The 12,245-nt window shown below is 71.5% G+C and carries 10 protein-coding genes; 5 read left to right on the top strand and 5 right to left on the bottom strand.

The window, feature by feature from the left end; translation table 11 throughout:
• Positions 1-3 precede the first annotated feature (3 nt).
• Positions 4-927: an alpha/beta fold hydrolase gene (locus ACFRCG_RS28365; RefSeq protein ID WP_380036556.1), complete on the bottom strand. Its 924-nt coding sequence runs from the start codon at positions 925-927 to the stop codon at positions 4-6.
• 90 nt (positions 928-1,017) lie between these two features.
• Between ACFRCG_RS28365 and ACFRCG_RS28360 the strand changes: the two genes are divergently transcribed.
• Positions 1,018-1,797, top strand: coding sequence for a TetR/AcrR family transcriptional regulator (locus tag ACFRCG_RS28360; RefSeq protein WP_380036554.1), 780 nt, complete (start codon positions 1,018-1,020; stop codon positions 1,795-1,797).
• Between the two features lie 99 nt (positions 1,798-1,896).
• Here the strand turns inward: ACFRCG_RS28360 and ACFRCG_RS28355 are convergent, their stop codons facing one another.
• The 4 genes from ACFRCG_RS28355 to ACFRCG_RS28340 form a co-directional block, all read right to left on the bottom strand.
• Entirely contained in the window at positions 1,897-2,220 is a 324-nt protein-coding gene (locus tag ACFRCG_RS28355) for an SCO0607 family lipoprotein (protein ID WP_380036552.1), read from the bottom strand.
• 161 nt (positions 2,221-2,381) lie between these two features.
• Entirely contained in the window at positions 2,382-2,939 is a 558-nt protein-coding gene (locus ACFRCG_RS28350) for a flavin reductase family protein (protein WP_380036550.1), read from the bottom strand.
• Positions 2,936-4,225, bottom strand: a complete 1,290-nt coding sequence (locus ACFRCG_RS28345) for a styrene monooxygenase/indole monooxygenase family protein (RefSeq protein ID WP_380036548.1) — start codon at positions 4,223-4,225, stop codon at positions 2,936-2,938. The genes ACFRCG_RS28350 and ACFRCG_RS28345 overlap by 4 nt, the downstream gene beginning before the upstream one ends.
• A gap of 132 nt (positions 4,226-4,357) precedes the next feature.
• Positions 4,358-5,146, bottom strand: a complete 789-nt coding sequence (locus ACFRCG_RS28340) for an SDR family oxidoreductase (RefSeq protein WP_380036546.1) — start codon at positions 5,144-5,146, stop codon at positions 4,358-4,360.
• A 114-nt stretch (positions 5,147-5,260) separates the two neighbouring features.
• On the opposite strand from ACFRCG_RS28340, the gene ACFRCG_RS28335 reads away from it, so the two are divergent.
• The 4 genes from ACFRCG_RS28335 (at position 5,261) to ACFRCG_RS28320 (ending at position 12,200) form a co-directional block, all read left to right on the top strand.
• Positions 5,261-6,331: an AraC family transcriptional regulator gene (locus ACFRCG_RS28335; protein WP_380036544.1), complete on the top strand. Its 1,071-nt coding sequence runs from the start codon at positions 5,261-5,263 to the stop codon at positions 6,329-6,331.
• Positions 6,332-6,645: 314 nt separating this feature from the next.
• Complete coding sequence (locus ACFRCG_RS28330) at positions 6,646-8,247, top strand: phytoene desaturase family protein (protein ID WP_380036542.1); 1,602 nt, start codon at positions 6,646-6,648, stop codon at positions 8,245-8,247.
• Positions 8,248-8,391: 144 nt separating this feature from the next.
• Complete coding sequence (locus ACFRCG_RS28325) at positions 8,392-10,554, top strand: thiamine pyrophosphate-dependent enzyme (protein ID WP_380036540.1); 2,163 nt, start codon at positions 8,392-8,394, stop codon at positions 10,552-10,554.
• Positions 10,554-12,200 carry an indolepyruvate oxidoreductase subunit beta family protein gene (locus ACFRCG_RS28320; protein WP_380036538.1) on the top strand — a complete coding sequence of 549 codons (1,647 nt, stop codon included), beginning with the start codon at positions 10,554-10,556 and terminating at the stop codon, positions 12,198-12,200. Before ACFRCG_RS28325 ends, ACFRCG_RS28320 begins: the two co-directional genes overlap by 1 nt.
• The last annotated feature ends 45 nt before the right edge of the window (positions 12,201-12,245 follow it).

Genomic DNA, 12,245 nt, shown 5'->3' with positions numbered 1-12,245 from the left:
CCCTCACCCGCGGGTATCCGGGGCCGCGGCAGCCAAGTCGCCGACCCGGCGGGCGATTTCGGGCCACAGAGCGGCGGGGAGGTCGTGGCCGACGCCCGGATAGGTCACCAGGCGGGCGCCGTCGATGGCCTTGGCGGTGGCGCGACCCGCGACCACGCGCAGGATCGGGTCCTGCTCCCCGTGCAGGACCAGTGTGGGTAGGCGCAGTTCCGCGAGTTCGGCTCCGTGCCATTGGGCGCCGATCTGGCGGCTCTGCGCCTTCGTGTCGCGCGGGCCGCTGTCCACCTCGGCCTCGACCCACGCACGCGCCGCGGCCTCGTCGAACGGGTAGCCCGGTGAGGCGATTTCGCGCCAGACGGTCAGGGCGGCCTCGATGTCGCCCGCGCGGCCCTCGGGGAACTTGGCCCGGGCGAGCCTGGCGAGCAGCCCGAAACGCAGGTAGCGCAGGACGCGCAGCCCCGAGACGTCACTGGGGAGGGCGGCCGACGAGGTGACGCTGAGCACCCGATCGGGGTGGCGCAGCGCGATGCGCTGCGCGATCACCCCGCCCAGGGAGTGGCCGAAGACATGGGCTCGTTCCCAGCCGAGTTCGTCCATCACGGCGATGGCGTCGTCGGTCATGTCCTCCGAGGTATAGGCGTCGCCGCGTTTGCCGAACAGGGCCTTGAACGGGTTGGTCGTGGCGGTGTCGGGCATCCGGGTCGACTGGCCGGCGTCGCGCTGGTCGTAGCGGGCCACCGCGAATCCCGCGTCGGCCAACGCCCGGCACAGTCCGAGCGGCCACCAGAAACGGGCGGTGGCCAGGCCCATGACGAGCAGCAGCGGTTCGCCCTCGGAGTCCTCCAGCCGATCGAAGGCCACCCGCACGTCGCCGTTGTGCGCGTACCGGGTCGGGGTCCAGTCCTGTTGCGGCCGGCTCGGGGGCATGTCGACTCCCTTTCATTTACTGCGATCGATGTTCGCAGTTCAGGTGTGCCCTAAGGTACTGCATACGTCGTTCGCAGAACAGGAGGGGCCATGACCGAGCCGCCCGCCCACAGCATCTGGCTGCGTCCCGAGCGCGCCAGCCGCGGCCCCGTGCCGACGTTCGACCGCGATCGCATCGCCGCCGCCGGCGTGGCCCTCGCCGACACGAACGGCCTGCCCGCCGTCACCATGCGCGCGGTGGCGGACGCCCTGGGGGCCGGACCGGCGTCCCTCTACCGCTACGTGGCCACCCGCGACGAACTGCTCGAGCTGATGATCGACCGGGTCAACGGCGAGATCTCCTACACCGAACTCGGCTCCGGACTCTGGCTCGACGACCTGCTCGCCCTCGCCCGGCAGAGCAGGAGCGTCCACCTCGCGCACCCGTGGTTGCTCGACGCCACCGCCACCAGAACACCGGTCGGACCGGACGCGGTCACCTACCTGGAACACGCCCTCACCGTGCTCGCCGACCTCGACGTGGCCCCCCGTACCAAGCTGGAAGCCATCGCGATCCTCAACGCCGTCATCGCCGCCCTGACCCGCGCCGAGGTGACCCGACATCTCGCCGGACAGACCATCCCCCAGTGGCAACAGGCCCAGGCGGAATACCTCACCCGCGTCGCCACGGCGGGCCGACACCCGCACCTCGCCGCCGCCCTGGCCGGACAACCCCCGGCGGCCGAGGAGTCGACTGACGCGCTCTTCGACCGCATCATCACCCGCCTACTGATCGGACTCCTGAGCCCCGACGACATCACGACGACCCCGGCACCCCACCACACGGAACCCAGGTCGACGTCGAAGCCGAAACCGCCCACCGCCGACTGATTCGCCGCGGTCGCGCCGACCGGGGCCGGCTCGGTGCGGCGTGGTGGTCCGTACAAGCCGGCCGGCCGGGGTACGCACCGGCCGGCCCGTCGGGGCGCGTCAGGGTGGGGGCAGCGTCGGGTCCTCGGCGACCGGGTTGCCGTTGGCGTCGAAGACGGTCCCGCGCCAGTGTTCGTCCCACTTGTCGCCCACGGTTCGCGGCACCTTGCCGGCCGGATAGCGCACGGTGCCCGGGGGCGGATCCCGGTCGTCGGGCACACATTGTCTGCCCGTGGCGCTGCCGATCCGCTTGACCGGATACTCTCCGCCACCACAGACGTGCTCCGGGAAAGCGTCGCAGCCGGCGGTCGACGAGCCGGCGAGGATCGCGGCGAGCGCGACGGCGAGAAGTCGACCCGGGTGTCCGGCCGGGAGCCTGCGCACGATCGGGACCCCTCCTCCCCGTCGGTCGAATCATCGTGTCGCGAAGACCTGCCCCCGGCCGTGGGTACGCATGCTCGAATCGCGGTGGAAATCGGCCGGTCGGGCTTCGAACACGGGCACGGCGTGGCCCGGGCCGCCCGCCCGGGGGTTATTCCGGTCGTTCACACATCCGGGTGTTTCGTGGCCAGGTGGTAGCGGCCGGAGTGGAAGACCAGGGGTTCCCCGCCGGGCGCCTCGTAGTGTTCGACCTCGCCGATCATGACGACGTGGTCGCCGGCGTCGACGAACTGCACCGTCCGGCACTGAAATCGGGCAACGACCCCTTCCAACAGCGGAGTTCCGGCGATGCCGTCGGTGGTGGGGGTGTCCGCGAACTTGTCCTCGGCCGGGGTGGCGAACCGGCTGGAGAGCTGGTGCTGGTCGGCGGCCAGCACGTGGACCGCGAAGTGCGTGGCCGACCTGAACTGGGGCAGGCTCGGCGCGTTCGCACCGGGACACCACAACACCAGGGGCGGGTCCAGCGACACGGAGGTGAAGGAGTTCGCCGTCATCGCCACCCGCCGGCCGTCCGCACCCCGGGCGGTGACCACGGTGACGCCGGTCGCGTATTGCCCGAAGGCCCGGCGCAGTGGATTCCCGGGCGGCCGCGCGTCGGCCCGCCCCGGGCCGCTCTGCCCGCCTCCGCCCCCGCCTCCGCCGACGACGGCCACGCCCGTCACGCGCTGCTCCCCACGGTCGCCGCCGGCACGCCGCCCGTCCGAACCGCCTCCACCGTGCCCGCCGAAACCGCGGCGGCGTCGAGGTAGACCCGAGCCGCGTCGGGGTCCATGAACCAGTGGAAGAAGTCGCGCGGATCGTCGAAGCCGTTGGCGAAACGGTGGGCGATCCGGGAATCGCCGCCCGCCGCGCCCAGGAGTTCGAGCACGTGCTCGGGCGGCGCGCCCAGCATGGCGTTGGTCCACGCCGCGACGTACTGCGCGTAGTCCCAGTACCGTTCGAACGTCCCCTGCAGGAAGGCGCCGTCGAAGGGCCGCTCGCCGTGCTCCAGGATGCTCGCCAGGTACGAGGCCGCGCACTTGCTCGCGTTGTTGGAACCCTGCCCGGTGATCGGGTCGTTGAGCACCACGACGTCGGCCATCCCCAAAACGAGGGCGCCGGAGGGGAGTTGCCCGACGGGCCTGCGCACCGTGGGCGGGAAGCGGCCGGCGAGCACGCCGTTGGCGTCGGTCGGCGCGACGTCGGCGCAGCGCTCGGCCTCCCAGGGCAGGTGGGTACGCAGGATCCGCAGGGAGCGCTCGACGTGCTCCTCGGTCGAGTCGACGTCCGCCCAGCAGTCGAGCGGGCCGCCGGGAACACCCTCGAAGACCATGATGTCGCACGGTCCGGTGGTGGTCAGCGCCGGGAAGGTGAAGTATTCGCCGACGCCGGGAATCAGGTTGAAGGCGACCGCGGAGTACTCGTCCCTGGGCGTCATCCCGGTGACGTATGTGAGCGCCAGGGCGCGCTGCGGCCGGTCGAACGTCGAGCGCTGGGCGTCCCGTTCGAACAGGCCGGCGATCCTGCCCTTGCCCGCGGCGACGATCACCAGGTCGGACTCGCGGGCGTAGGACTCCAGATCGGTCACATCCGCCTCGCGCAGTTCGATCCGGCCGCCGCGCCGTTCGAATTCCGCCAGCCAGGCCGGCATCTTCACCCGCTGGTCGACCGAGCGGGCCGCGGCGTCCAGCCGTGAGGCCCAGGAGATCGCGGTGCCGCCGCGGCCGTCGGGTACGACGAACGAGATGCCCTCGACGGGGGGACAGTCCCGGTCCCACAGGTTCAGGCCCAGGTTGTGTTCGTGGGCGAGCGCGGTACCGAACATGCACTGGCTGGACATGATGCGACCGTCGCGGATCTGCTCCGCGGTGCGGTCGGTCACCAGGGTCACCCGGTAGCCGTGCGTCAGTAGTCCGATGCCGAGCTGGAGGCCGGCCTGTCCGGCCCCGATGATGGTGATGTCGCGCATGGGCGTTCTCCTCCGGTCCCGAGGGTCCTGATTACTGGCTGATCACTGCTTGATCACTGCCTGTTCGCTCTGCCTGGTCACCACGTGGTCACCGTCTGGTCACCACCTGGTCACTGCCTGGTCGGTGCCGGCTCACTCGGCGAGCTTCGCGATCGCGGGAACGAGACCTTCCGGGCCGATGGCCGAATACCCGCCGTCGACGGCCCAGTCGGCGCCGGTGACGAAGGACGCCTCGTCGGAGCAGAGGAAGACGACCACGCGGGCGACCTCCTCCGGGTCGCCGACGCGGCCGAGGGGGTGGAAGGGCGCGGCGACGCGGTCCGTCTTGGCCCGGTCGCCGTCGGTGAGCGTGTCCATGACCTTCGACCAGGTCCAACCGGGGCTCACCGAGTTGACCCGGATGTTGTCGCCGGCCAGATCCACCGCCATGTTGCGGGTCAGCTGCATCAGGGCGGCCTTGCTCACCGGGTAGAGCCAGCGCCCGGGCTGGGCGACCCGCCCGGAGATGGAGGTGAAGTTCACGATGGCCCCGCCGCCCCGCGCGAGCAGATGCGGATGCACGGCCCGGGCCAGCAGCGCCGCACTCGCCACGTTCACGTCGAGGGCGGTATGCCACTGGTCGCGGGTCGAGGCGAAGCCGTCGTCGACGTACGAACAGGCCAGGTTCACCAGCACGTCCAACCGGCCGTACGCGTCGACCGCGCGGGCGACGCAGTCGGCGACCTGCGCGTCGTCGGTGATGTCGGTGCGCAGGAACAGAACACCCGCGTCCATTTCGTCCGTCAATTCGCGGCCGCCGTCCTCGTCGATATCCGCGACGACGACATTCGCGCCCGCCGCACGGAATGCGCGAACGACCGCTTTCCCGATAATCGTCGACCCGCCGGTAATGAGCGCGGTCTTGACCGACAATCCACTCATGCTGTCTCCTGTGTCCTTGCCGGGAGTTGTCGAAAAAATAGGTGCGGGGCCCTGGACCTGCCGTCCGCAACACGCTGCTCCCTGTCCGGATCGCGCTCTCGGCTGGAGGTCGGGATGGTCGACGCTCAACTCCCGCTCGACGCACGGCTCTCGCCCGACGCGTCGCTCGCCCACGACGCACCGCTGTTGCCCGATGTCCGGCTCCCGTCCGACGCGCCACTCCCCCTCGGTGCGCACGAGCGGTTCCACACCTCCGACGTGGACGTGGCGCGTTCGCACGTCGGGCGTGCCTTCTGCGCCCACGACCTACGGCTGGTCGGGCGCGCCGCGCGACTCGACGCGCGCATGCACGGCGTGGCGTTCGGCGAGACCGGCCTGTTCTACCTCGACTACGGCACGGAGGTGATGATCACCCCCGGTGCCCTGGAGGCCTTCTACCTGATCCAGATACCGCTCGCCGGGGCCGCGGAGATCACCTGCGGCCGGGCCCGGATCGCCTCGACTCCGCAGCGTGCCTCCGTACCGGCGCCGACCGACCCCCTGGCCATGCACTGGGGCGCGGGCAACCCGCAGCTGATCGTGTGGATCGACCGGATCGCGCTGGAGCACCACCTGGGCCGACTGCTCGGCCGCCGGCCCCGGACGCCCGTACGCTTCGACCTCGGCATGGACCTCACCACCCCCGCCGCGCGTTCCTGGCTCGGCGTGGTCGACCTGCTGCGGCGCGAGGCGGACAACCCCGGCGGCATGCTCGACCAGCCGTTGATCCTCGGCCGGCTCGCCGATCTGCTGATCACCCAGTTCCTGCTCACCCAGCCGCACAACTTCAGCGCCGCGCTGCACGGTCGCCAGCCCCGGGTCGCGCCGCCCGCGGTCCGCCGGGCCATGGAGCTGATCGAGTGCCACGCCGCCGAACCGCTGACCGTGGAGGACGTGGCGGAGGCGGTGGGGGTGAGCGTACGGGCCCTGCAGGACGGCTTCCGCCGGCACCTGGAGACCACACCCGTGTCGTATCTGCGCACGGTGCGCCTCGACCGGGTCCGCGCCGATCTGACCGCCGCCGAGCCGGGCACGACGACGGTCACCGATGTCGCCTACCGCTGGGGCTTCTTCCACCCGGGGCGCTTCGCGATCGCCTACCGGGAGCAGTTCGGCGAACACCCCTCGCAGACGCTGCGCGGCTGAGCCGCGCACGTAAGCCACGCACCCGAGTCCGCGCCCGAGTCCGCACCCGGGTCCCCGCGCGTGTCCCGGCCCCGGGTACCGGGCATGTACCCGGCGGAATGTGGATGGCCACCCGCGTTCCGCGGACGGTGCGGCATTTCGACTACCCGTAATTTCTTGGCAACCCCGTGACCGTCCGGGAAACCCGAAGATCGCCCACGAGACGCCGGGACCGGCCGCGAGAAAAACGATCCCGAACGAATGAGCGGGCCGAATGATCGGTTCCATTCATTCCCCCGATCAACCGCCGCGCACCCCGACCCCGAGGAGTATCCATGGCACAGACCGTCGACGCGGTGGTCGTCGGATCCGGTGTGAACGGTCTGGTCGCGGCGGCCGAATTGGCGGGGGCGGGCTGGTCGGTGGTGCTGGTCGAGGGCGATCGGCGCCTGGGCGGGTTCATCACCACCGAACAACGGACCCTGCCGGGCTACCTGCACGACACCTACTCCTCGTGGCATCCGCTTTTCGTGTCGGGCGGGGCCTACGCCGCGCTCGGCGCGGACCTGCACCGCCACGGTCTGGAGTACCGCAACACCGAGGACTACGTCACCGGCACCGTCACCGACGACGGCCGTGTGGTCCTGGGTCACCGCGACGCCGACACCACCGCGCGGGCGTTCGCCCACGCCGAGGACCGCGCCGCGTACCTCGCCATGGTGCGGCGATTCCTCGACAGCGCCGAGGACATCGGCGCCCTCATGGGCGGCGAGCCACGCTCGGCCCGCGCCCTGCGGCCCGCACTGCGCATGGTGCGCCGGGAGCGGTTGACCGGTACCGAGGCGTGGCTGCGCGCCACCGTCACCAGCGGACGCTCCTACTGCCGCGGCGAGTTCCGCGGCGACGAGGCCGATCTGCTGTGGGCCCCCTGGCTGTTGCATGCCGGGCTGTCGCCGGACCACGCCCAGGGCGGCCTGATGGTGCCCATCCTGGCCGCCACGATGCACGGCTTCGGCCTGCCCGTGGTCGCGGGCGGGGCGGGGAACTTCGTCCGCGCCTTCGAAGCGCTGCTCGCCGAACGCGGCGTGGACGTGCGCACCGGCACTCCGGTGGAGCGACTGCTCGTGAGCGACGGCAGGATCGGCGGGGTGGTCCACGGCGGCGAGACCATCACGGCGCGCCACGCGGTGCTCGCCTCGGTCACCCCGACCGCGCTGTACGGGGACCTGCTGCCCGCGTCGGCCCCGGTGCCGGCGGCGGTCCGCGAGCAGGCCCGACGCTACCGGTACGGACGCGCGGCGATGCAGATCCACGTCGCGTTGTCGGCCCCGCTCGACTGGCGGGACGAGCGCCTGGCGAGCGTACCGCTGCTGCACCTGAGCGACGGCTCGGCGAGTACCGCGATCGCCTGCGCGGAGGCCGAGGCCGGTCTGCTCCCCCGCCGACCCACCGTGGTCGTCGGCCAACAACACGTGCTCGACCCCTCACGCGTGCCCGAGGGCGCCGCCGCGCTGTGGCTGCAACTCCAGGAACTGCCGTACACCCCAAGGGGCGACGCGGCGGGAGAGCTGGACACCGGCGGCGGCTGGACCAAGGAGCTGACCCACGGGTACGTACGCCGGGTCCTGGCCCGCATCGCCCGCCACGCCCCCGGCCTGTCGAAGCGCGTCCTCGCGTGGGACGCCGTCACCCCGACCGACCTGGCCTCGGCCAACCCGAACGCCGTCGCCGGCGACCCGTACGGCGGCTCCGCCGAACTCGACCAGAACTTCCTGTGGCGCCCGCTGCCCGCCGCCGCCCGGCATGCCACGTCGGTACCCGGGCTCTGGCACATCGGCGCCTCCACCCACCCCGGTCCCGGACTGGGCGCCGGATCGGGACACCTGGTGGCGCAACGACTCATCCGCACCGGGCGGCGGCGCACCGGCACTCGCTGAGCCGCAACCACTCGCGCCCCCGGGCCACTTCGCGGGCGGCACCACGCCCCGCGTACCCGCATCCAGCCCCCTTCGCGCCGACGATCACGGCCGCACCACGCCGCGCGTCACGACCCACCACGGACGAACGAACAGGAGCCGGCCATGGCCGAGCGGTCATTTGCCACCGAAGTCCGACAGTTGCGCCACGGCGCGGGCACCACGCTGCACGTCGAGGGCATCCTGGCGGTCACCAAGGCCCTGCTCCAGTCCGGCGTGGCCTATGTCGGCGGCTACCAGGGCGCGCCGATCTCGCACCTGATGGACGTACTCGGCGACGCCCACGACATCCTCGACGAACTCGACGTGTACTTCGAGAACAGCGCCTCCGAGGCCACCGCCGCCGCGATGTTGGGCGCTTCGGTGCACTACCCGCTGCGCGGCGCGGTCACGTTCAAGTCGACGGTGGGCCTCAACGTCGCCTCCGACGCGCTGGCCAACCTGGCCAGCGGCGGCGTCACCGGTGGCGCGTTGGTCATCCTCGGCGAGGACTACGGCGAGGGCTCCAGCATCATGCAGGAGCGCTCGCACGCGTTCGCGATGAAGTCGCAGATGTGGCTGCTCGATCCGCGGCCCAACCTGACCGCGATCGTCGAGGCGGTCGAGTCCGGCTTCGAGCTGTCCGAGGTCAGCAACACCCCGGTACTGCTGCAACTTCGGCTGCGCTCCTGCCACTTGCACGGGACGTTCGTCGCCAAGGACAACGTGCGCCCGCCGATGACCGTCACGGACGCGATCGAGAACCCTCGACGCGAGCTCGACCGCATCGTCCTGCCGCCGGCGAGTTTCCGGCACGAACGCGAGAAGATCGACCAACGCCTGCCGGCCGCACTGGACTTCATCCGCGAACGCGGGCTCAACGAGGTGTTCGGCGCCGGAGAGGCCGACATCGGGATCATCGTCCAGGGCGGCCTGTACAACACCGTCAACCGGGCGCTGGAGCTGCTCGGTTGCTCGGATCCGTACGGCCGCACCCGGATTCCGCTCTACGTCATGAACGTGACGTATCCGGTCGTGGACACGGAGATCGTCGAGTTCTGCGCGGACAAGCGCGCGGTGTTGCTCCTGGAGGAGGGGCAGCCCGACTACATCGAGCAGAATCTGAACACGATCCTGCGCCGCGCCGAGGTCGCCGCGGCGCTGCACGGCAAGGATCTGCTGCCGATGGCCGGCGAGTACACCGCGTCGGCGGTCACCCGAGGGGTGCACGCCTTCCTGTCCCGGTACCTGCCGAAGGTTTTGGCCGGCGAACCGACGCTGCTGCTGCCCGAAACCGACCCGCGCAGCCCGTTCGCCGAGCGGGTCGATCCGCAGGCGGTCCAGGCCCGCCCGCCGGGCCTGTGTACCGGCTGCCCGGAGCGGCCCATCTTCAGCGCGCTCAAGCTCGCCGAGCGCGAGACCGGCGCGCACCACATCAGCGCGGACATCGGCTGTCACCTGTTCTCGATCAACGAACCGTTCAACCTCGGTGCCACGACCATGGGTTACGGGCTCGGGTCGGCCGGCGCCGCGGCACTGAACTCCAAGGACGCCGACCGTCGGACCATCGCGATCATGGGTGACGGCGGGTTCTGGCACAACGGTCTGACCAGCGGTGTCGGCAACGCGGTCTTCAACGACAACGATCAACTCCTCGTCGTGGTCGACAACGCGTACAGCGCGGCCACCGGCGGGCAGGACGTGCTCTCCTCCGCCGTCGACCATCCGCGACGCTCCACCGGGCATCCGATCGAGAAGGCCGTGCGCGGCATCGGCGTCAAGTGGACGAAAACCGTCACCGACACCTACCGGGTCGGGGAGTTGCGCGACCTGTTCGTGCGTGCGCTCACCACGAAGGAACCGGGGCCCAAGGTCATCGTCGCGCAGAGCGAATGCCAGTTGAACCGGCAGCGTCGGGAGCGGCCCCGGACGAACAAGGCGATCAGGGAGGGAAAACGGGTCGTCCGCGAGCGGTTCGGCGTCGACGCGGAAACCTGTACCGGCGACCACGCGTGCATCCGGATCTCCGGCTGCCCGTCGCTGACCCTGGCCGCCAACCCCGACCCCATGCGCACCGACCCGGTCGCCGCGGTGACCGACACGTGTGTCGGCTGCGGGGTATGCGGCGCGAACGCGCACGCGGCGTCGTTGTGCCCGTCCTTCCACCGCACCGACGTGGTGGTCAACCCGACCCGGCGGGACCGCGTCCTGGCGAGGATCCGCACGGCCTGGATCGCCGCGCTGTCCGCGCCCGTCGAGCGTCGCGCCGCGAAGTACGAGGTGGCCTGATGTCGAACCGACAGCCCGCACCACGCCCGATCACCATCGCGATCCTGGCCATGGGCGGCGAGGGCGGCGGGGTCCTGGCGGACTGGATCGTCGCCGTGGCGGAGACCGCGGGGTATACCGCGCAAAGCACCTCCGTCGCCGGCGTCGCCCAGCGCACCGGCGCGACCGTCTACTACGTCGAGTTGTTCCCGGCGCCGGACGCCGAACCGCCCGAGGGGGGCCGCGCCGAGCCGATCCTCGCGCTGTTCCCGACGCCGGGCGAGGTCGACATCGTCATCGCGTCGGAACTCATGGAGGCGGGACGGGCGATCCAGCGCGGCTTCTGTACGCCCGACCGCACCGCGCTGATCGCCTCCACCCACCGGGTCTACGCGATCACCGAGCGCATCGCCATGGGGGACGGGCGCGTCGACGGCGACCTGCTGCTCGACGCGGCGCACCGGGGCGCGCGGCGATTCGTGGGCGCCGACTTCCTGGAATTGGCCGGGCAGGCGGGCAGCGTGATCAGCGCGTCGCTGTTCGGCGCGTTGGCCGGGACGGGGGAACTTCCCTTCGATCGTGACCGGTTCGAGGACGCGGTGCGAGCGTCGGGCAAGGGGGTGGAGTCCTCGTTGGCCGCGTTCGCGCTGGGGTACGACGCGGCCCGGCAGCCGCCGCCGCGGCCTGCCCGCCCGCGCGCGGCGGGGGGCGGACCGGTGGCGGTGACGATCGGCAGCCGGCCCCCCGCGGATCCGGTGGTCGAGGCGGCGAACGCCGAGGAGCGGCGGCGGCGCGCGCTCGCCGACACGGATCCGGCACGGCTGGTCGGCCCCGCGCTGCGCGATCGGGCCGCGCGGGTCGCCGAGTTCCCGGAGGCGGCCCGTTCGATGCTGCTCCACGGTTGCGAACGCACGGCGGTGTACCAGAACCCGTCGTACACCGACCGCTATCTCGATCGGGTGGCCCGGGTGGGCGCGCTGGAGCACGACCCACGAGGTGAGGCGAGGCTGACCACCGAGACCGCCCGACACGTCGCGCTGTGGATGTGCTACCAGGACACCATCCAGGTCGGGTTGCAGAAGATCCGCCGACGCCGGATCGAGGACATCCGCGAGCGGGCGCGGACCGAGCCGCGACAACCGATGCAGGTGCGGGAGTATCTGCATCCGCAACTGGAGGAGATCACCGATACGTTGCCCGCGCGGCTGGGTGATCCGCTGTCCCGGTCGGCGCTCTTCGGGAGGCTCGTCGCCAGGCTCACCCGCAACGGCATGGTGGTCAACACCACGGGAGTCGTGGGCTACACGATGTTGTGGACCATGGCCGGGATGCGCCCGCTGCGACCACGCTCGGGCCGGTTCGGTCGGGAACAGACGGCCATCGACGCCTGGTTGGACCTGGTCGTGGAGACCGCGTCGGGCGACTACGCGCTGGCCTGCGAGATCGTCGAGTGCCGGCGGGTGGTCAAGGGCTACGGCGACACCTACCGGCACGGCAGCGAGAGTTTCGCCGTTCTCCTGGACGCCGCCCGGGAGTTGCGCGGACGCGACGACGCCGCGACGGCACTCGCCCACCTGACGTCGGCCGCACTCGCCGACGAGAACGGCACGGCACTACGCGAGGCCGTGGCGGCTTTGCAAACGAAGTCGCGGGCTCGCCCCGCCTGAGCACGCGACTCGCCCACGCGCGCAAACCCATCGGCGCGCACGAAC

This window comes from Embleya sp. NPDC056575 (assembly GCF_042793325.1).
GTDB lineage: Bacteria > Actinomycetota > Actinomycetes > Streptomycetales > Streptomycetaceae > Embleya.
Note: the sequence above shows the minus strand (reverse complement) of the source record. Positions and strands in the feature narration are given on the sequence as shown.

Excerpts from the sequence above, each read along its gene's own strand:
- ACFRCG_RS28325 (WP_380036540.1), top strand. The coding sequence starts at position 8,392 with ATGGCCGAGCGGTCATTTGCCACCGAAGTCCGACAGTTGCGCCACGGC.
- ACFRCG_RS28365 (WP_380036556.1), bottom strand. The coding sequence starts at position 927 with ATGCCCCCGAGCCGGCCGCAACAGGACTGGACCCCGACCCGGTACGCG.
- ACFRCG_RS28335 (WP_380036544.1), top strand. The coding sequence starts at position 5,261 with ATGGTCGACGCTCAACTCCCGCTCGACGCACGGCTCTCGCCCGACGCG.
- ACFRCG_RS28330 (WP_380036542.1), top strand. The coding sequence starts at position 6,646 with ATGGCACAGACCGTCGACGCGGTGGTCGTCGGATCCGGTGTGAACGGT.
- ACFRCG_RS28345 (WP_380036548.1), bottom strand. The coding sequence starts at position 4,225 with ATGCGCGACATCACCATCATCGGGGCCGGACAGGCCGGCCTCCAGCTC.
- ACFRCG_RS28320 (WP_380036538.1), top strand. The coding sequence starts at position 10,554 with ATGTCGAACCGACAGCCCGCACCACGCCCGATCACCATCGCGATCCTG.
- ACFRCG_RS28340 (WP_380036546.1), bottom strand. The coding sequence starts at position 5,146 with ATGAGTGGATTGTCGGTCAAGACCGCGCTCATTACCGGCGGGTCGACG.
- ACFRCG_RS28360 (WP_380036554.1), top strand. The coding sequence starts at position 1,018 with ATGACCGAGCCGCCCGCCCACAGCATCTGGCTGCGTCCCGAGCGCGCC.